The organism is Paracoccus aurantiacus (genome assembly GCF_007993065.1).
GTDB classification, from domain to species: Bacteria; Pseudomonadota; Alphaproteobacteria; order Rhodobacterales; family Rhodobacteraceae; genus Paracoccus; species Paracoccus aurantiacus.
Map to the genome: position 1 here is coordinate 293,302 of NZ_VOPL01000001.1, position 20,942 is coordinate 314,243.

18 protein-coding genes are annotated in these 20,942 nt (G+C 63.1%); 15 read left to right on the forward strand and 3 right to left on the reverse strand.

The window, feature by feature from the left end; translation table 11 throughout:
- Positions 1-311: 311 nt before the first annotated feature.
- The 6 genes from FQV27_RS01440 to FQV27_RS01465 are packed head-to-tail and all read left to right on the forward strand — an operon-like array spanning position 312 to position 7,124.
- Entirely contained in the window at positions 312-569 is a 258-nt protein-coding gene (locus tag FQV27_RS01440; RefSeq protein WP_147096050.1) for a DUF4212 domain-containing protein, read from the forward strand.
- A gap of 1 nt (position 570) precedes the next feature.
- Positions 571-2,382 (forward strand): sodium:solute symporter family protein, encoded by a 1,812-nt coding sequence (locus FQV27_RS01445; RefSeq protein ID WP_147096051.1) that lies wholly within the window; start codon positions 571-573, stop codon positions 2,380-2,382.
- 56 nt (positions 2,383-2,438) lie between these two features.
- Positions 2,439-4,271, forward strand: a complete 1,833-nt coding sequence (locus FQV27_RS01450) for a DUF294 nucleotidyltransferase-like domain-containing protein (protein WP_147096053.1) — start codon at positions 2,439-2,441, stop codon at positions 4,269-4,271.
- On the forward strand, positions 4,268-4,771 hold the full coding sequence (locus FQV27_RS01455; RefSeq protein WP_147096055.1) for a hypothetical protein: 504 nt from the start codon (positions 4,268-4,270) through the stop codon (positions 4,769-4,771). The genes FQV27_RS01450 and FQV27_RS01455 overlap by 4 nt, the downstream gene beginning before the upstream one ends.
- A 2-nt stretch (positions 4,772-4,773) precedes the next feature.
- Positions 4,774-5,148, forward strand: a complete 375-nt coding sequence (locus tag FQV27_RS01460) for a response regulator transcription factor (protein WP_147096058.1) — start codon at positions 4,774-4,776, stop codon at positions 5,146-5,148.
- Positions 5,145-7,124: an exonuclease domain-containing protein gene (locus FQV27_RS01465; protein ID WP_147096059.1), complete on the forward strand. Its 1,980-nt coding sequence runs from the start codon at positions 5,145-5,147 to the stop codon at positions 7,122-7,124. Before FQV27_RS01460 ends, FQV27_RS01465 begins: the two co-directional genes overlap by 4 nt.
- Before the next feature lie 9 nt (positions 7,125-7,133).
- Here the strand turns inward: FQV27_RS01465 and FQV27_RS01470 are convergent, their stop codons facing one another.
- On the reverse strand, positions 7,134-7,952 hold the full coding sequence (locus tag FQV27_RS01470) for a sulfotransferase family protein (protein WP_147096816.1): 819 nt from the start codon (positions 7,950-7,952) through the stop codon (positions 7,134-7,136).
- Positions 7,953-8,089: 137 nt separating this feature from the next.
- Between FQV27_RS01470 and FQV27_RS01475 the strand changes: the two genes are divergently transcribed.
- Both FQV27_RS01475 and FQV27_RS01480 read left to right on the forward strand, forming a co-directional pair.
- Positions 8,090-9,667 carry a DUF5928 domain-containing protein gene (locus FQV27_RS01475; RefSeq protein WP_147096062.1) on the forward strand — a complete coding sequence of 526 codons (1,578 nt, stop codon included), beginning with the start codon at positions 8,090-8,092 and terminating at the stop codon, positions 9,665-9,667.
- A 21-nt stretch (positions 9,668-9,688) separates the two neighbouring features.
- Positions 9,689-10,072, forward strand: a complete 384-nt coding sequence (locus FQV27_RS01480; RefSeq protein WP_147096064.1) for an HIT domain-containing protein — start codon at positions 9,689-9,691, stop codon at positions 10,070-10,072.
- Between the two features lie 81 nt (positions 10,073-10,153).
- Here FQV27_RS01480 and FQV27_RS01485 read toward each other — a convergent pair whose 3' ends face one another.
- Entirely contained in the window at positions 10,154-11,083 is a 930-nt protein-coding gene (locus tag FQV27_RS01485) for an ABC transporter ATP-binding protein (RefSeq protein ID WP_147096066.1), read from the reverse strand.
- Positions 11,084-11,186: 103 nt separating this feature from the next.
- Between FQV27_RS01485 and FQV27_RS01490 the strand changes: the two genes are divergently transcribed.
- Both FQV27_RS01490 and polA read left to right on the forward strand, forming a co-directional pair.
- The gene (locus tag FQV27_RS01490) at positions 11,187-11,435 is read left to right on the forward strand and encodes a zinc-finger domain-containing protein (RefSeq protein ID WP_147096068.1); all 249 of its coding nucleotides are present in this window, start codon (positions 11,187-11,189) and stop codon (positions 11,433-11,435) included.
- A gap of 69 nt (positions 11,436-11,504) precedes the next feature.
- Positions 11,505-14,312, forward strand: coding sequence for a DNA polymerase I (polA, locus tag FQV27_RS01495; RefSeq protein ID WP_147096069.1), 2,808 nt, complete (start codon positions 11,505-11,507; stop codon positions 14,310-14,312).
- An 11-nt stretch (positions 14,313-14,323) separates the two neighbouring features.
- Here the strand turns inward: polA and FQV27_RS01500 are convergent, their stop codons facing one another.
- Entirely contained in the window at positions 14,324-15,433 is a 1,110-nt protein-coding gene (locus FQV27_RS01500; RefSeq protein WP_147096071.1) for a DUF2125 domain-containing protein, read from the reverse strand.
- Positions 15,434-15,511: 78 nt separating this feature from the next.
- On the opposite strand from FQV27_RS01500, the gene FQV27_RS01505 reads away from it, so the two are divergent.
- The 5 genes from FQV27_RS01505 (at position 15,512) to FQV27_RS01525 (ending at position 20,871) form a co-directional block, all read left to right on the forward strand.
- On the forward strand, positions 15,512-16,048 hold the full coding sequence (locus FQV27_RS01505) for a gamma-glutamylcyclotransferase (protein ID WP_147096073.1): 537 nt from the start codon (positions 15,512-15,514) through the stop codon (positions 16,046-16,048).
- A gap of 75 nt (positions 16,049-16,123) precedes the next feature.
- Positions 16,124-17,584, forward strand: coding sequence for a hypothetical protein (locus FQV27_RS01510; protein ID WP_246132958.1), 1,461 nt, complete (start codon positions 16,124-16,126; stop codon positions 17,582-17,584).
- The gene (locus FQV27_RS01515) at positions 17,584-19,041 is read left to right on the forward strand and encodes a peptidoglycan -binding protein (RefSeq protein ID WP_147096075.1); all 1,458 of its coding nucleotides are present in this window, start codon (positions 17,584-17,586) and stop codon (positions 19,039-19,041) included. Before FQV27_RS01510 ends, FQV27_RS01515 begins: the two co-directional genes overlap by 1 nt.
- Entirely contained in the window at positions 19,041-19,784 is a 744-nt protein-coding gene (locus tag FQV27_RS01520) for an alpha/beta fold hydrolase (protein WP_147096077.1), read from the forward strand. The genes FQV27_RS01515 and FQV27_RS01520 overlap by 1 nt, the downstream gene beginning before the upstream one ends.
- On the forward strand, positions 19,777-20,871 hold the full coding sequence (locus tag FQV27_RS01525; RefSeq protein ID WP_222611650.1) for an alpha/beta hydrolase: 1,095 nt from the start codon (positions 19,777-19,779) through the stop codon (positions 20,869-20,871). The genes FQV27_RS01520 and FQV27_RS01525 overlap by 8 nt, the downstream gene beginning before the upstream one ends.
- Positions 20,872-20,942: the final 71 nt, after the last annotated feature.

The window sequence follows — 20,942 nt, forward strand, 5'->3', positions numbered from 1 at the left end:
CGCGCGTGCGCGCCCCGTATCAGCTTGCGGCGGGACTTCGCTAAACCTGCCAGGCGGCAGACGGACCGACCGGCCCATCGGTCCGCCGCCAGATCGAAGCAAGGCTGAAAGGCCAGGCCCCGCCGATTGTTCCGGCGGATCAGGGAAGGCTTGTTCGTAACAATTCGCCGAACATGCCGCTGCCCTGCCCAAGGATGGCGCGCTGCGGGACCGCAGCGATCCGAAAACCTCGCGCCCCGCTGCCGCTGCCGTAGAGGGGCGTGTGATGACAAGGCAGCAGAATTGACACTCACGAGGGAGGTCTCAGTGACATGAGTGACAGAACTTCATCCAACGCCTATTGGCGCGCCAATATCAGGATCATCTGGATATGCATCGCGATATGGGCGCTCGTCTCTTACGGGTTCGGGATTATCTTCCGTCCGCTGATCAGCGGCATAAAGATCGGCGGGTCCGATCTTGGCTTCTGGTTCGCCCAGCAGGGGTCCATCCTGGTCTTCATCGTGCTGATCTTCTGGTATGCATGGCGGATGAACCGCCTCGACCGCGAATACGGTGTGGAGGAGTGAGATGAGCCAGTATACCCTCAACCTCATCTTTATCGGCATCAGCTTCGCGATCTATATCTTCATCGCGATCTGGGCGCGGGCGGGTTCGACCAGCGAATTCTACGCCGCGAACCGGGGCGTCAGCCCGGTGATGAACGGGATGGCGACGGCGGCAGACTGGATGTCGGCGGCGTCGTTCATTTCGATGGCTGGCCTGATCGCTTTCACCGGCTATGACAACTCTACCTATCTGATGGGCTGGACCGGCGGCTATGTTCTGCTGGCGCTGCTGCTGGCGCCATATCTGCGCAAGTTCGGCAAGTTCACCGTGCCGGAATTCATCGGCGACCGCTTCTATTCGCGCACCGCGCGGATCATCGGGGTGGTCTGTCTGCTCATCATCTCGATCACCTATGTGATCGGGCAGATGACCGGCGTCGGCGTCACCTTCTCTCGTTATCTGGAGGTGTCAAATTCGACCGGGCTGTGGATCGGTGCGGCGCTTGTGTTCTGTTACGCCGTGCTGGGCGGTATGAAGGGCATCACCTATACGCAGGTGGCGCAATATGTCGTGCTGATTATCGCCTACACCATCCCGGCGATCTTCATCGCGCTGCAACTGACCGGGCATGTGCTGCCACAGACGGGTCTGTTCGGCTCGCTGTCCGGCGGTGACACGAAGTTCCTGGCCAAGCTTGACCAGGTGGTCACGGATCTGGGCTTTGCCAACTATACCGGGCATCACAAATCCACGCTGGACATGGTTCTGTTCACGCTGGCGCTGATGATCGGCACGGCGGGCCTGCCGCATGTCATCATCCGCTTCTTCACTGTGCCGAAAGTGTCTGATGCGCGGTCTTCGGCAGGCTGGGCGCTGGTGTTCATCGCACTGCTTTACACGGTCGCGCCGGCCGTTGGTGCGATGTCGCGCTTTAACCTGACCGCCACCATGTGGCCCGGTGCCAAGACCGGCGAAACCTACAGCCAGCCGGCCGTATCGCTCGATGCGATCGAGAATGCGCCGGAACTGGAATGGATGCGCAACTGGCAGGTGACCGGCCTTCTGGGATGGGAGGACAAAAACGGCGATGGCCTGATCCAGTACTATAACGACAAGGCCGAACCCGGCGAGGCGCTGGCGGCAACGATTGCCGAACAGAATCTGCAGGGCAACGAACTGCCAACCGTGAACAACGACATCATGGTTCTGGCCAACCCGGAAATCGCCAACCTTCCGGGCTGGGTCATCGCCATTGTCGCGGCAGGCGGTCTGGCGGCTGCATTGTCGACGGCGGCAGGTCTGCTGCTGGCGATTTCGGGCGCTGTGTCGCACGACCTTGTCAAAGGCTGGCTGGCACCAGAGATCAGCGAGAAGGGCGAGCTGATGGCCGCCCGCGTCTCGATGGCGGTGTCGATCCTTGTGGCGACGATCCTCGGGCTGAACCCGCCGGGCTTTGCGGCGCAGACCGTGGCGCTTGCCTTCGGGCTTGCGGCATCCTCGATCTTCCCGGTGCTGATGATGGGGATCTTCTCGACCCGCATCAACAAGCAGGGTGCGATCTGGGGTATGCTGGCGGGCATCATCTCGACCTTGCTGTATATCTTCACCTACAAGGGCTGGTTCTTCATTTCCGGAACCAACATGCTTGAAGATACGGCGGCGAACTGGCTGTTCGGCATCTCGCCGGCAAGCTTCGGGGTGATCGGTGCGCTCATCAACTTCGGTGTTGCTTATCTAGTCTCGAACGCCACCGAGGAACCGCCGGTCGAAATCGTCGAGTTGGTCGAATCGATCCGTGTTCCGCGCGGGTCGGGTGCCGCTCTCGACCATTGACAACAACGCCGCGCCCCCAATGTCCGGGGGCGCGGCATTTTCCGAACAGGGCCGGTATGGACGACATCACCACATTCATTTCCGCGCTGCATCCCTATGATACGCTGCCGGAGGACGAGCTGGCCCGTGTGGCCAGTTCCTTCGCCCGCAGCGCGCACAAGGCAGGCGATACGATCTATCGCCACGGCCAGCCGCTGGACGGGCTTTACGTCGTCGAAAGTGGCGCGGTCAGGATCACCGACCAGAACGGCGCGCCGGTTTCTATACTGGAACGCGGCAACAGCTTCGGAGAGCGCGGGCTGGTTTCCGACGGGCGCGCCGCGACAAACGCGCGGATGGAACGGGACGGCACGATTCTGCTGCTGCCCGCGGCCGAGTATCATCGTCTGATCGCTGAAAGCCCGGCTTTCGCGCGCTTCTTCGACAGGGGGCGTCGCGGGCGGGGGCGCGATCTGCGCGCCGAAAGCGGCGGTGCCGATTTCGCGTTGCTCAAGGTGTCGGATATCCTGACGCGCAAGCCGGTTGCGACCGGGCCGGACACGCCGATTGCCGAAGCCGCGCGCATGATGCGCGAGGCAGGCGTATCCTCGCTTGGCATCACGGATGACGCGGGCGGGCTGCTGGGACTGGTCACGATCCGCGACATGTCGAACCGCGTGGTGGCCGAAGGGATGAACAGCGCGCATCCCGTGTCCGAGATCATGACACGCGAGCCGATCACCCTTTCGCCCGGCGATCTGGGATCGGACGTGCTGCACGCGATGATGGAACGTCGGATCGGTCATCTGCCCATCGTTGCAGGCGGGCGGCTTGTGGGGATGATAACCCAGACCGATCTGACAAGGGTTCAGTCCGTTTCAAGTTCGATCCTGATCCGCGACCTGGCGAGTGCGCCGAGCGTGGCGGATATGGCCGATGTCACCGCGCGCATTCCCGACCTGCTGGTCAGCCTTGTCGCCGCGCATCAGCGGCACGAGGTGGTGACGCGCCTTATCACCGACATCGCCGATGCGGTGACGCGTCGTCTTCTGGCAATGGCCGTGGAAAGGCTGGGCCCTGCGCCGGCCGGCTGGCTGTGGGCGGCATGCGGAAGCCAGGGAAGGCAGGATCAGACAGGGCTGAGCGATCAGGACAATGTCCTGATCCTGGCAGATGACGCCGATGCCCACGACCCGTGGTTCGCAGATCTGGCGCGGTTCGTCAGCGACGGGCTGAACGAATGCGGCTATGTCTATTGTCCGGGCGACATGATGGCGACGAACCCACGCTGGCGACAGCCGCGCAAGGTCTGGCGCAGCTATTTCGCCGACTGGATCGCGAACCCCTCGCCCGAGGCGCAGATGCTGGCCTCTGTCATGTTCGACCTGCGCGCCATCGGCGGGGATGCAGCGCTGCTGGACGGGTTGCAGGCCGAGACGCTGGCGATGGCGTCGAAGAATTCCATCTTCGTGGCGCATATGGTTTCGAATTCGATGAAACATCAGCCGCCGCTTGGCCTGTTGCGCGGTTTTGCGACGATACGTTCGGGCGAGCATCAGGGGCATATCGACATGAAGATGAACGGCGTTGTCCCGGTGGCCGATCTGGCACGGGTCTATGCGCTGAAGGGGCAGCTTGCGCCCGTCAATACACGCGCACGCCTTCTGGCTGCCGAGGATGCGGGCGTGATTTCTGGCCGGGGGGCGCGTGACCTGATCGCGGCCTATGACCTGATCCAGACGCTGCGACTTGAAAATCAGGCGCATCTGGCGAAGGCAGGGCGCAGACCCGACAACTATCTGTCGCCCTCGGATCTGCCCGATTTCGAACGCAGCCATTTGCGGGACGCATTCGTGGTTGTCAGGACGATGCAATCTGCACTTGGGCAGGGAAAAGGAGCGCTCGGATGAATTCGATGAGCGGTATCGGCTGGGATCTGCTGGGGACGCTGGCGGTCGGTGTCGGCGCTGCGGCGCTGTTGTTTGCGGCCCTGCACGCGGCGCGCGCGGCGGGGCGTCCGCTGCCGCGCTGGCTGCTGCCCGCCGGCATCGGCATCTCGATGATCGCCTTTGCCACATGGAACGAATACAGCTGGGCCGGCAGGGTCAGGGCACAGCTTCCCGAACGGGTGGCGGTCGTGGCCGAGGGCAGCACGACATCCGCGCTGCGCCCCTGGACTTATCTCTCAGCCCCGACATCTCGCCTGGCGCTGATAGATCCCGAAGCTGTGCGCGACGATGCGGACGGCATTCGTGTTGCGCCGGTGATGCTGGTGCAACGATGGAAGCGAAGCATGACCGTCGAACAGGGCGTCGATTGCACCGACCGGCGCATAAGACCGCCGGACGGCGATTGGCAGCCCGCGCCCGAGGGCGACCCGACAATCGCGGCAGTCTGCAAGGGAGGCTAGACATGGCCCGCGTCATGGTGATCGAGGATGAGGAAAATATCGCCATCGCGCTCGATTTCCTGCTGACGCGCGACGGCCACGATCACAGCCGTCTTGCAACCGGCGCAGGCGCGATCGAAGCGGTGCGTGTGGCGCAGCCCGACCTCGTGCTGCTTGATGTGATGCTGCCCGAAGTCTCTGGCTATCAGATCGTGCAGGATCTTCGTGCCGACCCGATGCTGAAGGGCGTCCGCGTGCTGATGATGACGGCGCGCGGATCGGCGATGGAACGGCGCAAGGGGCTGGCTCTTGGTGCCGACGGTTTCATCGCCAAGCCGTTCGAGCTGGCAGAACTGCGCGCGGAAATGGCGCGGGTGCTGGAAGGCGCGGCCCGATGAACGCCCGCTCGCTGCGGCTGCGGGTTCTGCTTCTTTTCGCAGGTCTCGCCGGCGGGCTGATCGCGGTTGTTGCGCTCGCCGAATTTGTGGGCCGACGGGTGCTGATCGCTGCTGCCGAGGATGCAGGGGCGTCTATGCCGGGGCTGGGCGATGCGCTGGCGCTGATGGCGCTGATCGCATGCCTTGGCGTCGCGGGCCTTGTCACGCTGATCTGGTATTTCTTCGATACGCATGTTGCGCGCCCCATCGAAATGCTGGCAGGGCGGATTCTGACCGGGACGCCGCCGGAAAAGGGCGAGGGGCGCTATCTGGCCGATCTCGCGCCTGCTGCGCGCGCGGCGGCCGCCAGCCAGGCCGCTGCCCGCGCCGATCTTGCCGCCGCGCTGGATGCCCATGCCGGTGCGATGGCGCATGAAACCTCGATTCTTGAAGGGATATTGTCCGATATCGGCGCGGGTGCGGTGCTTGCGGATGCGCAGGGCAGGGTGCTGTTCTATAACGCTGCGGCTGCGCAACTTCTTCCCGGACTGGGGCTCGATCACCCGCTGTCGCGCTATTTCGCTGGTGGCGGACTGGCGGCTGCGCAGGACCGCATCGAAGCCGGTGCGAACGCAACCGATGTTGCGCTGACCGGGGCTGACGGCAAAAGGCTGAGCGGGCGGATGCGGCCCCTGGCCGAGCAGGAGGGGGGAACCGTCCTGATCCTGCGCCCCGCCAGACGAGAGCCGGTGCCACCCCGCGCGGCGATCGAAGAACTGCGCGCCAGCGCCGCGGCGCTGACACCGCTGCTTGCGGAAGTCTCGTGCGAGATGCCCCCGCGCATCGCGCAGGCGCTAAGCGCCTCCGCGCAGCGGCTGACATCTGCACTGCGCGATTTGGAGACGTCGCTTTACCCCGGTGCGCCGCGCCAAAGACGCGTTGCGGCAGAGGAACTCGCCCGCGGTATTGGCCTGCCGCTTGGTGCCGTCGCGCCGGTCACGCTCGCTGCGGATGGGTGGCAGGTGGGCGGGCTGCTGGTCGCGCTCGGCCAGCGGCTTGCGGAGGCCGGGCGCACGCCCACGGCAGCGATATCGACGGATGGGTCTGAAGCGCTGCTGAGCCTGAGCTGGCCGGGGCCAGTCCTGCCGATGGACCTGCTGGAGGACTGGCTGAAAGCCTCCCCGGACAGCGGCATGCCGTCGCTAACGGGCGAGGATATTCTTGCCGCGCATGGCACCACGATGTGGTCCGAACCGGACCCCGAGAATACCGAACGTGCGCGCCTGGTCCTGCCGCTGGTGATTTCCGACGCCGCGCAGGCAGCGCGACCGGCCGTGACATACGACTTCGCGATTGCCGGGCATGGCGCGCCGGATATGCGACCGCTCTCGCAATTGACCTGCGTCGTCTTCGATACCGAAACCACGGGCCTCGCGCTGTCGGACCGTATTGTGCAGATTGCGGGCCTGCGGATTGCCGGCGGCAAACTGACCGGAGAGCAGTTCGATACGCTGGTCGATCCGGGCCGCCCGGTCCCCCCGGCCTCGACCGAGATTCACGGCATCACCGATGCGATGGTTGCGGGCGCGCCCGACCTGCGCACGGCCCTGCGCGGATTTCACCATTTCTCGGAAGGCGCGGTGCTGATCGCACATAACGCGCCGTTCGATATGGGCCTGCTTCGCCGCGCCGAGGGTGAAACCGGGCAGCATTTTCCGAACCGCGTCATGGATACGGTTCTGCTGTCGGCGATGATATGGGGGCAGGGGGTCGTCCACAGCCTTGATGCGATATGCGAAAGGCTCGGCATCGACCTGCCCGCCGATCAGCGCCATACCGCGATGGGCGATGCGACAGCCACGGCGCAGGCCTATCTGCGCATGATCCCCGCACTGGAGGCGAAGGGCATCACCCGGTTCGAACATGTGCTGGCGCAGTCGCGGAACTACCGACGCCTGCTGAGCGATGCGAACCTTGCCTCGGCCCACGGCAACTGAGGGATCGCGCTAGCGGCCAAGCTTGGCGTGAACCTCGTCAAGATCGACCTCGCCCTTTGGAAGCTTGTTGTCGGGATCGTCGAAATCGTAGCGGAAAAGCTGGAAATCCTTCTTGTAGATTTCCCAGATCAGATGGCGCGACAGGTCGTCGAAATATTCGCTGACCTTATGTGCGCGTTTCGGGCCGTGGCCTTCGGATTCGTTGAAACGCGGGACGCTTTGCACATCCAGATCTACCGGCGTTTCGGCTGCATCCAGAACCTTCTGAATGCCTTCGTTGAATTTCTCGGTAAAGAAGATCTGATCGTAGCGACCGCCATTGACGATGAAGGTCGAGATATGGCCCGACATTGCCGACCAGTGGATGTCCGGCTCCATCGGGCGGCGCCAGCGGATGGTGTCGCGCGCGAACAGCAGAAAGCGGCGGAAGCTGCGGATCTGGTCGAAGTCGAAATCATTTTCGGGGCTGCCGACCTCGATTCCGTATTTCTGGATAAGCTGCGGCACCAGATTGCCGCGATAGCGCTTGCCGTTGCGCTGGATGCCGGCGATCTTGTCGAAGAACGAGGACAGGATACGGGCATAGGGATTGCGCACGCAGGTAAAGGTCACACCCTTTCGCGCATGGACGGCGTCTTCGATGGGCTTCTGGCTTTCCTCTTGCGCCCATTTGTGCAGCCCGGCCGTGCTGTCATGGATGTCGCCGTCGAAATACTGGCCATGATCGGAATAATACATGATCTGACCGATGGTCGAACAGGCGCATTTCGGCACGACGCGATAGACCAAGCTTTCGCTTTCGGTCATCCATGTTCCCGGAAAACCCATGCCCAAACCCCACCAATCACCGCCGCCTTGCGGCATCTGTCAAAATCGTTAGAGACACAAAGCAGATTACGACAGCGTTTTCAACGTGCGGCACGGTCCCCAAACGCCTAAAATCATATTCTTATCAGCGGAGCGTCATGCCCAAGATCGCGTTCATCCTGCTTGCCCACAAGGACCCTGCCGGCATCATCGCGCAGGCCGAACGGCTAAGCGCGACCGGCGATTTCGTGGCGATCCATTTTGATGCGCGATCTTCCGGTGCCGATTTCGACCGTATCCGCACCGCGCTGTCACCGAACCCGAACATCACCTTTGCAACCCGGCGGCACAAATGCGGATGGGGTGAGTGGTCGCTGGTCGCAGCCACGCTGGATACCGTGCGCGCAGCGGTCGCGGCCTTTCCGTCTGCGACGCATTTCTACATGCTTTCAGGCGATTGCATGCCCATCAAATCGGCGGAATACGCACGGGCGTTTCTGGATGCCGAAGATGTCGATTATATCGAAAGCGTGGATTTTTTCGCCTCGGACTGGATCAAGACCGGCATGCAGGAGGACCGGCTGATCTATCGGCACTGGTTCAACGAGCGCAGCCAGCCCCGGCGATTTTATCTCAGCTATGAGTTTCAGAAGCGCTTCGGACTGACGCGGAAGGTGCCCGAACAGCTTGAGATGATGATCGGCAGCCAATGGTGGTGCCTCAGGCGCGAGACGATCGAAAAGCTGCTGGATTTCTGCGCGGCGAACCGCGACGTCATGCGCTTCTTCTCGACCACCTGGATACCTGACGAGACATTCTTCCAGACGCTCGTGCGCCATGTCGTGCCCCGCGCCGAGATCAGGTCGCGAACGCTCACCTATCTGATCTTCACCGATTACGGCATGCCGGTGGTGTTCTGCAACGACCACTATGACATGCTGCTGGGGCAGGATTACCTGTTCGCGCGAAAGATCAGCCCCGAAGCCGCCGAACTGAAGGAACGTCTCGGTGCGCTCTGGCAGGAGACGGGGCTGCATTTCGCGATTTCAGGCGAAGGCAAGTCGCTGTTCCGCTTCCTGACCGGTCGCGGTCGCGTGGGACGGCGCTTCGCGCCTCGGTTCTGGGAAACCGAGGCCTCGATGGGGCGCGAAAGCAGACTGCTTATCATCGTGGCGAAGAAATGGCATGTGGCCAAGCGCCTGACCGAAGCGATCCGGCGTCACACCGATATTCCTGCCGTCGACTATCTGTTCAACGAACGCGAAGCGAACCTGCCGGATCTTGGCGGGGTGGAGACGAGCGTTTCCAAACGCCTGCGTCACCGGCGCGCGCTGATCCGGCTGCTGATGGATGAATTCGGCGATGCGCGACTGGCCATCTGTGCCGATCCTTCGGCGCTGGATTTCGTTCTGGATTTCGCCAGCGACAAAAGCGACACGCGGGTGCTGTATCTCGATACCGAGTTCAACAATGACTATCTGCGGGGCCATGTCCGCCGCGTCGGGCTGGCGAATGAATCGACACCGCCCGATGTGGTCGAACGGCTTTTGCCGGTGGTGCGAAGCGACCTGACCCATGAGGCGGATCGCTTGCGCGACATGGGCTTTGCACATTACTTCGAGATCAGCGAGAAACGGGGCGCAAAGCGCAACGCTTCGGTCCTTGCGGCGTTTCTGGATGTGGATGAAGATCTGGCGCTGCGTATCGTCTCGACGCCGCATCTGTTTGAAGACTGACTGCCCGTGAAGGAGATGCCGATGCCCCATGATTATGACGACAGCAATATTTTCGCGCGCATTCTGCGTGGCGAGATTCCTAATGATACCGTGCTGGAAACCGAACATACGCTGGCTTTTCGGGATATCCAGCCCAAGGCGCCAAGCCATGTTCTCGTGATCCCGAAGGGCAAATACGTCACGTTTGACGACTTTGCCGAGAATGCCTCACCCGAGGAAATCACCGATTTCTTGCGGGCCTGCGCGCAGATCGCCAAGGCCGAGGGGTTATCGACGGCCGAGGGCGGTCACGGCTTTCGCGCCATCACAAATGCCGGAAGCGACGGCGTGCAGGAAGTGCCGCATTTTCACCTGCACATCCTCGGTGGGCGCGTAATGGGTCCGATGGTGCTGGTGCCCGCCTGAACAGCTGACGCCGAATCTGCAGCGTCAGGCGCGCGCCTTTTGCGGTGACGCGCCTGCATAAGGTCAGTCAAGCGTCGCAGGCTAGTGCCGGGTCAGTTCCACAAAGACGTCTTCCAGCCGCGGCTGTTCGATCGCGATATCGCGGATTGGCACGCCGCCGCCACGCAGCGCGTCGATGATCGCATCGGGCTGAATGCGCGAGGGTTGATAGCTGAGCGCAAGCCGCCCGTCGTTGCGCCGTTCCGGCGTCACGCCGTCAGGCAGGGCGGGGAGCGTGGTGTCATCTGTCTCGATCACCAGCGTCTTGCCATCCGCACGAGAGACGAGCGCGGCGGTCGTGTCCTCGACCAGAACCTCACCCCGGTCGATGATGGCGATGCGGTCGCACATCTGCTCGGCCTCCTCAAGGTAATGGGTTGTCAGAATGATCGTCATGCCCTGTTCGTTCAGGCGGCGGACATTCTGCCAAAGCATCTCTCGCAGCCCGATATCGACACCTGCTGTTGGTTCATCCAGCACCAGCACCTGCGGGCGATGGACAAGCGCCTTGGCCAGAAGAAGCCGCCGCTTCATCCCGCCCGAAAGATTGCGCGAATAGCTTTCGGCCTGATCGGACAGCCCGACAAGCGCCAGCAGATCATCCGTCCAGCGTTCGGATTTCGGCACCCCGTAAAGCCCTGCCTGCACCTCCAGACTGGCGCGGGGCGACAGGAACGGGTCGATATTCAGCTCTTGCGGCATGACGCCGATTGCGGCGCGAGAGTTGCGCGGGTTCACGTCCTGATCGAAACCCCAGATCACGACATTGCCCGCCGTTTTGTTCACCAACCCGGCAAGAATATTGATTGTGGTCGATTTTCCTGCGCCATTCGGCCCCAGCAAACCGAAGATCGACCCGGCCGGTATGGTCAGGTCAATGCCCTTCAATGCCTCTTTCGGCGGTGCATTGCCTGCCGCGCGGTAGGTCTTGCGCAGACCTGTGATCTCGATTGCATTCGGTGTCTTGGTCATTGTCGTCCCTGGCAGTCTGGCGGCTGGCGTTCTTGCGAGCGCGCGCGCGGTCGGCTATGTGGGGTTAGACCCTATCCTGCCTTTGCCGACAAGAAGGCCCTCCATGACCGAGAACGAATTCGTCCTTCCAGAATCGCCGCTGTCCACCGGACAGGACGCGCCCGACGCATTTCCGCCGCTAGAAACCGAAACCGTCACAAGCTGGAAAGTGGCCTGTCAGGGCGACGAATCGCGGGGGCTTGGTCATCCGCGTGTCTGGATGCAGATCTCGCCCTTCACCGGCTATGTCGATTGCGCCTATTGCGACAAGCGTTTCGTGGTTGATCGCGAGCACGTTCACGACGATCACTGACCACGGCACGGCCGGGCTTTGCCCCGCGCGCCGGCTGTGGCAGAACATGCGGGACGAAAGGAGCCTCGCATGTCCAACGCATTCGGCAAGGGCCATCACCTTCACCTGATTGACGGCTCTGCCTTCATCTTCCGTGCATTCCACGCGCTGCCGCCACTGACACGCAAATCCGATGGTCTGCCCATCGGCGCCGTGGCCGGGTTCAGCAATATGCTGTGGAAATATGTTCAGGATGCGAAGGGTGCGGATGCGCCGACACATGTTGCGGTGATCTTCGACCACAGCGCCAAGACGTTCCGCAACGACATTTTCGCCGATTACAAGGCCAACCGTCCGCCCCTGCCGGAAGAGCTGAAGCCGCAATTCCCGCTGACCCGCGACGCGACGCGCGCCTTCAATATCGCCTGTATCGAGATCGAAAGTTACGAGGCCGATGACATCATCGCCACGCTTGCCTGTCAGGCGCGCGAGGCCGGGGGACGGGCAACGATCATCAGTTCGGACAAGGATCTGATGCAGCTTGTCGGCGACGGTGTCACAATGCTCGACCCGATCAAGAACAAGGAAATCGGCCCCGAGGAGGTCGAGGAGAAGTTCGGCGTCGGACCCGACCGGGTCGTCGACATTCAGGCGCTGGCAGGCGACAGCGTTGACAACGTGCCGGGCGCGCCGGGCATCGGCATCAAGACTGCGGCCCTGCTTATTAACGAATATGGCGATCTTGAAAACCTTCTGGCCAATGCGGATCAGATCAAGCAGCCCAAGCGCCGCCAGACACTGATCGACTTCGCTGATCAGATCCGCGTCTCGAAGCGGCTCGTGCAGCTTGATTGCGACACGCCGCTTGATTTCAGCTTGGACAGTCTGGAAATCGCCGACCCCGACCCGGAAGCCCTGCTGGGTTTTCTGACAGAGATGGAGTTTCGGACCCTCAGCAACCGCGTGGCCGAGAAATTCGGTGCCGAAGCGCCGGCTATCCCCGACAAGCCCGCTGCGTCATCTACCGACATCGCAGCAGGGCCGGACTGGCCGCCAGTCGATACGGCGAATTATCAGACCGTCACGACCGAGGCAGAGCTTGACACATGGATCGCATCCATCGCCGGGTTTGGCGCGGTCGCCATCGACACCGAAACGACCGGGCTGAACGAAATGACCGCCGATCTGGTCGGCATTTCGTTGTGCACCGGCGCGGGCATGGCCTGCTACATCCCGCTTGCCCATGTTTCGGGTGGCGGCGATCTGTTCGATTCAGGCGCGCGGCTGGATGGTCAACTGGCGCTTGATCTAGTGCTCGCGAAGCTGAAACCGATCCTGGAAGACACCGCGATCCTGAAGGTCGGCCACAATATCAAATATGACTGGAAGATGCTGGCCCGCCACGGCATCCGAATGGCCCCCATCGAGGATACGATGCTGATGTCCTATGCGATGGGCAGCGATCTGTTCAGCCACGGCATGGACGGGCTGTCAGAACGTGTGCTGGGCCACAAGCCGATGCCGATCAAGGACCTGATCGGGTCGGGCAGGTCGCAGATCACCTTCGATCAGGTGCCGCTCGACAAGGCGACGCCCTATGCCGGCGAGGATGCCGAAGTCACGTGGCGGTTGTGGCAGACGCTGCGTCCGCAGCTTTCGCCGACGGCCGTGACGACCGCCTATGAGACGCTTGAACGACCGATGGTGCCTGTGCTGGCCGATATGGAAATGGCTGGCATCAAGGTTGATCAGGAACATCTTTCGCGCATGTCCAATGTATTTGCGCAACGCATGGCCGCGCTGGAGGACGAGATTCACGGGCTTGCGGGCGCGAAATTCAACGTCGGCAGCCCCAAGCAGTTGGGCGAAATCCTGTTCGATCAGATGGGGCTTCAGGGCGGCAAGCAGGGCAAGACAGGCGCTTATTCGACAAGCGCAGACGTGCTGGAGGATCTGGCGGCGGAAGGTCACGACCTGCCCGCGCGGGTGCTGGACTGGCGCCAGATCTCGAAGCTGAAATCGACTTACACGGATGCCCTTCAGACGCATGTGAATGCCGATTCCGGCCGTGTTCATACCAGCTACGCGATCGCGGGGGCGCAGACCGGGCGTCTCGCCTCGACCGAACCGAACCTGCAGAATATCCCGATCCGAACCGAGGAAGGCCGCCGCATCCGCGAGGCGTTTATTGCCACGCCGGGCCACAAGCTCGTCAGCCTCGATTACAGCCAGATCGAGCTGCGTGTTCTCGCCCATGTCGCCGATATTCCGGCGCTGAAAGAGGCATTCCGCGAAGGCATCGACATTCACGCCATGACTGCCAGCCAGATGTTCGGCGTGCCCGTGGAAGGGATGGACCCGATGATCCGCCGGCAGGCGAAGGCGATCAATTTCGGCGTTATATACGGAATTTCGGGCTTCGGTCTGTCGCGCAATCTGCGCATCCCGCGCGCCGAAGCGCAGGCCTTCATCGACACCTATTTCGAACGATTCCCTGAAATACGCGCCTATATGGACCAGACCATCGCCAACGCGAAACGCGACGGCTTCGTGCGTACAATCTTCGGCCGGCGCATCCCGACGCCCGGTATCAATTCCAGCGGACCGCAGGCGGGCGGTGCGCGGCGTGCGGCGATCAACGCGCCCATTCAGGGAGCGGCTGCCGATATCATCCGTCGCGCCATGATCCGCATGCCCGATGCAATCGCGGGGCTGCCGGCGAAGATGTTGTTGCAGGTTCACGACGAGCTGGTCTTTGAAGTTGAGGACGGCGCGACTGACCGCCTTATCGACAAGGCGCGCACGGTCATGGAATCGGCGGCTGAACCGGCGGTGCAGCTTTCTGTGCCGCTTGTGGTCGATGCGGGGATCGGCAACAGCTGGGCCGAGGCGCACTGACCGGCGAAGCGCTACATGGACCCGGACCGGGTGCGGGTTGTGGCCGGGTCAAGCGATAGCCGCGGGGCAGGGCCGATGGGAATGTTTCCCAGCCGCGCCTGACCGTCGCGCAGGATAAGCGGCAGGCGAATTTCGCCGTCTGCGGCAGGCGGAAGCGATACGACAAGATCGGCATCCGGCGCTGCTGTCGCGGTATCGAGCGCCTGTTCCTCGGCGTTCATTGGGGTGACAGGTGCCGCGCTGTCATCCGCGCCGACAGGGGTTTCCGACAGATTGTTCAGAAGCGTGCCTGCCATCATCGCGGCATCTTGTGGAAGAAGGCCGGCCTGCACAGCAGCCTGAATGAACGCATCTGCGTCTGTGGTATAAAGCGCCATCTCTCCGGCGGCGAAACCAGCCTGATCGGCCTCGATGCGTCCGATCAGGCGCGCCTCGATCTCCGGGCCAAGCGACAGGCGCAATCCGGTTGTCTGTATGCCTGTCAATGCAGGGGGCGGCACGCGGCCTTCCAGCATGGCCTGACCCGGCACCTCGCTCAGCCAAAGCTGAACCGGGCCGCCAAGCGTCGCCTTTTGGGTCAGACCGGCCAGCGAAAGCCCGTCAACCGCAAGCATCAGCGCATAAGCCGCGCGAGACAGCCGAGGCGCCGCCGTCCCCATATGCGCCAGTTTCGCCTGAACCGACAGATCGTCCAGCAAGGGCGAACCGTCCAGCGTCACGCCCCGCGCCTCGACCCCGGCGCGGCGCACCGCCATTTCATGCGTCGGCGCGACCGAGGCCCGCGCCTCTGCCGCGTCAAGACCAAGCTGGACGGGAACCGAGCCGATGCGCAGGCCAAGCGTCTGCGGCAGCGAAAGCACCATCGTGTTCGGCGCGCTGATCGGGGCATAGACGTCAAGATCGGGCGCAGACAGGCCGGTGACGGAATCGCCGATCTCAACCCCGTCGAGCCGCAGCCCGATCCGTGTCGGGTTGCGCAGCGGTGCAACCTCTGCCGCCGTAAAACCAGACCCTGACGCGGCCATGTCGCGCGCCACCCGGCTTAGCCAGGTTTCGCCGCCATACCATGCCGCGCCCAGAAAAAGCGCAAGCAATGCCAGACAGATAAGCAGAATTCGCACGCAAAGGCCTCTTGTGATTGCCGATCTTGGAACCGGGCGAATGTAAGCCTAGAATGGGCGTGGACGAAAGAGGCTGTGATGAAGGTTGATTACTGGCTGTTCGCCTATGGCTCGCTGATGTGGGACCCCGGCTTCGCGGTGGCAGAGCGCGTCGTCGGCACGCTGGAAGGGTTTCACCGCAGCTTCTGCCTGCGCTCGATCCGCTATCGCGGGACGCCTGAAAACCCCGGCCTTGTGCTCGGGCTGGACGAGGCAGAAGGCGCAAGCTGCCGGGGCGTGGCGCTGCGCGTCGCCGAACAGGACTGGCCCGAGGTCATCGCGGCGGTGCGCGAACGCGAATTGACGACCTACGCCTATCGCGAGGCGCTGCTGCCGGTCCAGCTTGCCGATGGCCGGCGCGTTGACGCAATTACCTATGTGATGCAGCCCGGGCATGAACAATATGCCGGGGGGCTTTGTTCCGGCGAACAGGCGAGGATCATCGCGACAGCCAGCGGCGGGCGAGGCCCGAACCGGGATTATTTGTATAATACGGCAGCACATCTTGCGGAACTCGGTCTGTCGGACCCGGAACTTGATGCGCTTGCCGACGAAGTTCGCAAACTGTGCGGATAAAAGAAGAATTCCGCGGTTGGCAGATGCGAAGGGGCTGATAAACTCTCTGTTCAGAAGCCCGACCGGAGACCTGTGATGAGTGATGAGACGCCGCCCGGTTCAGACCCCGCCGCCCATGCGAAGGATCAGACGGGGTCGGCCATGCCAGACAGCGGCAAGGGCACCGCAGCCGGGACGCGCAGGGTCGGCGGCGACGAACCTGTGCGCCCGACGCGTCGCCTGACGGCGCGACGCGCGCAGGAACGCAAGGTCATTCAGCCGCATTTCAGCCAGCCGGTGCGCCAGATCGTGCTGATGCTTTTCGTTTCTGTGCTGGTCGGCGCAGGGGGCTGGTTCGCCTATAGCCGCATCCTGCCGATCTTTGCTGCAAATCCATGGCTTAACGGTCTGATTTTATGCGTTTTTGTGATTGGTGTGCTGGCCTGTTTCTGGCAAGTCGCACAACTGATCCAGTCGGTCAGCTGGATCGAACGTTTTGCCGAACGCCGCCGAAATGCCGCCGAACGGGGCGTCGCCACCGTCGGCGAGGGCGAGGATCGCGCGCCGCGGCTGCTGGCGCCTTTGGCGGCACTTCTTGGTGCGCGCGGACCGGTCGGCGGGGTCATCTCGACCGGGTCGGCACGCTCCATCCTCGAATCTGTCGCGACCCGCATCGACGAGGCGCGCGACATCACACGTTATCTGTCCAACCTTCTGATATTTCTTGGACTTCTCGGCACATTCTACGGGCTTGCCACCACCGTGCCCGCGGTTGTCGACACGATCCGCGCCCTTGCCCCGCAAGAGGGAGAGACGGGGATGCAGGTCTTCGACAAGCTGATGACGGGGCTCGAGGCGCAGCTTGGCGGCATGGCCGTTGCCTTTTCCTCATCCCTGCTTGGTCTGGCAGGGTCGCTGGTTGTCGGTCTGCTGGAACTGTTCGCGACCCACGGCCAGAACCGGTTCTACCGAGAGCTTGAGGAATGGCTGTCGGGCTTCACCCGACTTGGGATCGCGGGGGACGACAGCGACAAGCTGGATCAGGCGAGCATTCTGGGCTTTCTCGATCAGATCGCAGGGCAGATGGGAGAGCTGCAGTCGTTTTATGCCGAACGCGACGAAATCCGCGAGCAGGAAGCGATCGAGGCGGATGAGCGGGTGCTTCTGATGGCGCGCAACGTCGAACGCCTTGGCCAGTTCATGCTTGACGATTCCGAAGCGAATGTCAGCCGTCTCGGCGAAATGTCGAGCGCGATGAGCCGGCTTGCCGACGGTCAGGACCGTCTTGTCCGCGCCACGGAATCGCGCCCCGACAGCATGATCGAGATCGGGCGCGCCCTTAGCCGCATGGCCGAAGGGCAGGAACGTCTGGCGGGGCCTGGCGGCGAAAATCAGCGCGGGATCAGCGATGAAATGGGAACACATCTGCGGTCCATCGACGAATCGCTGGGGCGGCTGGTGCAGGAAACCGCCGCAGCGCGACAGCTTTCGACGGCGGATCTGAAGCGAGAGATTGTTGAGCTGACCGAGGCGCTGCGCGCGCTCGGGCGGTCCTGATGGCGCTGTCGCGCGGCAGGGGCGGCAACCGCTTCTCGGCCACGATCTGGCCGGGATTTGTCGATGCGATGACGGCCCTGCTGATGGTGCTGATGTTCGTCATCACCATCTTCATGGTGGTGCAATCTGCCTTGCGCGATACGGTCGATCGTCAGGAAAGCCAGCTCGGGCAGTTGAGCGATCAGGTTGCGGGGCTGTCCAGCACGCTGTCGGTCACGCAGGACGAACGCGCCCGCGCCCAGGCCGGGCTGACCGAGGCGCAACAGCAGCTTCTGGACTTCGAGGCACAGGTCGCGCGGCTGGCAGCGGCGCGTGATACACAAGATCAGCGCGCCAGCACCGCAGAGGCCGCACTTGCCTCGGCCCGTGACGAAATCGACGCGCAGACGGAACAGGCCCGCCTTGCCGCCGCGCGTCGCGAGGCGCTTCAGGCGCTGGTGGCTGATCTGGAGGCGAAAAACAGCGCGACCGGCGCGCAATTGAGCGAGGCAGAGCAGGGACGCCTTGCCGAAGCCGCCGCCGCAGAGGCGCTGCGCGAGAAGCTGAAGGCATCCGAAGCGGAACTGACCGCGATGACCCTCTCGCTGGAGGAAAGCCGCAAGAAGGCCGAGGAAACGCTGACCCTGCTTGCCGCGGCAGAGGCCGCAAAGCGCGACCTGACCGCCGAAGCGGGCCAGTCCGCAACAGAGGCCGAGCGGCAGGCAGCATTGCTGGCGCTGGCGCAGGACAAGCTTGCCGGTCAGGAGCAGGCCTCGACCGAGGCGCAGCGCCGCGTCGCGCTGCTGAACCAGCAGGTTTCCACGCTGAACCAGCAGCTTGCCTCGATTCAGCAGGCCCTGAACCTGAGCGAAAGCGACAATCAGGCCGCCGAGGTGAAGCTGGAAGATCTGGGCCAGCAACTGAACGCAGCGCTTTTACAGGCGTCGCAGGAACAGCAGCGCCGCCTGACGCTTGAGGAAGCAGAGCGCAAGCGGCTGGAGGAAGAGGCTGCCGATCTGGCGCGCTATCGTTCGGAATTCTTCGGTCGGCTGAGCGAGATCTTGCAGGGCCGCGCCGGCGTGGAGGTGGTGGGCGACCGCTTCGTGTTCCAGTCCGAGGTTTTGTTCGGCACTGGCGAGGCGACGCTTTCCGACGCCGGGCGCACCAGCGTCGCGCGAGTCACGACCATGCTGGACGAGATCGCAAAGACCATCCCGCCAGAGATTGACTGGGTGATCCGCGTTGACGGGCATACGGATTCGACGCCGCTTTCGGGCGTTGGGCGGTATCGTGACAATTGGGAGTTGAGTCAGGCGCGGGCTCTTGCGGTCGTTCGCTATATGGTGGACGAGTTGGGTTTCCCGGCCGACCGGCTGGCGCCAACAGGATTCGCCGATACGCGACCCGTGGCGCCAGATGATTCGGCTGAAAACCGCGCCAGGAACCGCCGGATCGAGCTGAAACTGACGGAACGCTGATGACTGAATTTCTCGACGGGCCTGCGGGCCGCCGTATCGCTTTTGAGCGTCAGCCGGGCAAGGGGCCGGGTGTGGTATTCCTTGGCGGCTTCAGGTCGGACATGCGCGGAACGAAGGCCGAATATCTGGCGGATTGGGCGGCGCGAGACGGGCGCGCCTATCTGCGCTTCGACTATTCCGGCCACGGCGAATCGGGTGGTGCATTCGAGGATGGCGAAATCGGGGCGTGGGCTGCAGATGCGATCGCCGCGATCTCGGCGCTGACTGACGGGCCTCAGGTGCTGGTCGGGTCGTCGATGGGGGGCTGGATTTCGCTTCTTGTCGCGCGCGCGATGCCCGAAAAAGTGGCCGGACTGGTGGGCATCGCTGCGGCGCCGGATTTCACCGAAATCGGTTACTGGGACAGCGCTGACGAGGCGCAGCGCGCCTCCTTGCTGCGCGATGGCCGGTGGGAGCTTCCTTCGGAATATTCCGACGAGCCATATGTGATCACCCGCCGCCTGATCGAAGAGGGACGCGATCAGCTTGTCCTTGATAAGCCGCTGGCGCTGCCATTCCCGGTGCGCCTGCTGCAAGGCACCGCGGATGAGGATGTCCCGCGTGACTGGGCGTTGCGGCTGATGGACCATGCCGACAGCCCTGATCTGCGACTGGTTCTGGTCAAGGGTGCAGACCACCGCTTTTCGACCCCGGAATGCCTTTCGCTGATTACCGGGGCGATCGCCGAGGTTCTTCGTGGCTAAGAAGAATGAACCTGCCAAACGCCGCCCTGCCGCCAAGAAGGCCCCGCCCCGAAAGGGCCGGCCACTGCCTGCCGGCAAGGTACCAAAGGCAGCACCCTCGCCGCGGCGCGGACGCCGGGTGATCGGCGTGGCTGCGCTGGTTCTCGCCGTCATTTTGGGCGTGATCGTGCTGATCCTGCTATTCGGCCCGCGAGAGCCGGGGACGTTCCGGCCGCCCGCCATCGCCGAGCTGCCAGAGGATCTCGACGCGTGGCTCTACCAGGAAGAAAGCGGCGTCCGGCCCGAGGTTTCCAAGCGGATCGTCTGGGCGGGCAGGCCGAATGTCAAAACGCCGGTAGCGCTTGTCTATCTGCACGGATTTTCCGCGACGTCGCAGGAAATCCGTCCGGTGCCGGACCTGATCGCTGCCTGGCGCGGATCGAATCTTTATTTCGCGCGGCTCAGCGGGCACGGGCTCGACAGCGAATCCATGGCAACCGCGCGCGTCAGCGACTGGAGCCGTGACGTCGCCGAAGCAATCGCGATCGGCAAGCGCATCGGCGAGAAGGTCGTCGTAATCGGCACCTCGACCGGAGGCACGCTCGCGGCATTGGCGGCGCGCGACCCGGTGCTTGGGCCGGACATCAGTGGGGTGGTCCTGATTTCGCCCAATTTCGGGCTTAAGGCACGTGGCGCATTCGCGCTGCGCCTGCCATTGGCACGTCACTGGCTGCCACTGATCGGCGCAGGCACCCGCTGTTTCGAACCGCGAAACGACCGGCATCGCGAATATTGGACAAGCTGCTACCCGACTGTTGCGCTCCTGCCGATGGCAGCACTTCTGGACGAGGCGAAGAAGGGCAGCTTCGCCGACGCCCACCAGCCGCTTCTTGCCCTGTTTTCAAAGGATGATCAGGTCGTAGATGCCGATGCGACGCGTGCGGTCCTGCAAAGCTGGGGTGGCAAGGTGACGGAAGCAGAGGTGACGCTCGGGCCGGGTGACGATCCGTCGGGCCATGTCATCGCGGGCGATATCCTGTCGCCCGGACAGACTGCCCCGGTTGCGACGCGGATCAATGGCTGGATCACCCAGACATTCGGAGAGTAAGGACCGCGCCCGAAGCCATTCAGCAACGGTCAGTCCATGATGCATGACGCCCGCGCGGCGGCGGGCGTCTG

Excerpts from the sequence above, each read along its gene's own strand:
- FQV27_RS01460 (WP_147096058.1), top strand. The coding sequence starts at position 4,774 with ATGGCCCGCGTCATGGTGATCGAGGATGAGGAAAATATCGCCATCGCG.
- FQV27_RS01445 (WP_147096051.1), top strand. The coding sequence starts at position 571 with ATGAGCCAGTATACCCTCAACCTCATCTTTATCGGCATCAGCTTCGCG.
- FQV27_RS01475 (WP_147096062.1), top strand. The coding sequence starts at position 8,090 with ATGCCCAAGATCGCGTTCATCCTGCTTGCCCACAAGGACCCTGCCGGC.
- FQV27_RS01470 (WP_147096816.1), bottom strand. The coding sequence starts at position 7,952 with ATGGGTTTTCCGGGAACATGGATGACCGAAAGCGAAAGCTTGGTCTAT.
- FQV27_RS01505 (WP_147096073.1), top strand. The coding sequence starts at position 15,512 with ATGAAGGTTGATTACTGGCTGTTCGCCTATGGCTCGCTGATGTGGGAC.
- FQV27_RS01450 (WP_147096053.1), top strand. The coding sequence starts at position 2,439 with ATGGACGACATCACCACATTCATTTCCGCGCTGCATCCCTATGATACG.
- FQV27_RS01455 (WP_147096055.1), top strand. The coding sequence starts at position 4,268 with ATGAATTCGATGAGCGGTATCGGCTGGGATCTGCTGGGGACGCTGGCG.
- FQV27_RS01485 (WP_147096066.1), bottom strand. The coding sequence starts at position 11,083 with ATGACCAAGACACCGAATGCAATCGAGATCACAGGTCTGCGCAAGACC.
- FQV27_RS01490 (WP_147096068.1), top strand. The coding sequence starts at position 11,187 with ATGACCGAGAACGAATTCGTCCTTCCAGAATCGCCGCTGTCCACCGGA.
- FQV27_RS01520 (WP_147096077.1), top strand. The coding sequence starts at position 19,041 with ATGACTGAATTTCTCGACGGGCCTGCGGGCCGCCGTATCGCTTTTGAG.
- FQV27_RS01465 (WP_147096059.1), top strand. The coding sequence starts at position 5,145 with ATGAACGCCCGCTCGCTGCGGCTGCGGGTTCTGCTTCTTTTCGCAGGT.
- FQV27_RS01440 (WP_147096050.1), top strand. The coding sequence starts at position 312 with ATGAGTGACAGAACTTCATCCAACGCCTATTGGCGCGCCAATATCAGG.
- FQV27_RS01510 (WP_246132958.1), top strand. The coding sequence starts at position 16,124 with ATGAGTGATGAGACGCCGCCCGGTTCAGACCCCGCCGCCCATGCGAAG.
- FQV27_RS01515 (WP_147096075.1), top strand. The coding sequence starts at position 17,584 with ATGGCGCTGTCGCGCGGCAGGGGCGGCAACCGCTTCTCGGCCACGATC.
- polA (WP_147096069.1), top strand. The coding sequence starts at position 11,505 with ATGTCCAACGCATTCGGCAAGGGCCATCACCTTCACCTGATTGACGGC.
- FQV27_RS01480 (WP_147096064.1), top strand. The coding sequence starts at position 9,689 with ATGCCCCATGATTATGACGACAGCAATATTTTCGCGCGCATTCTGCGT.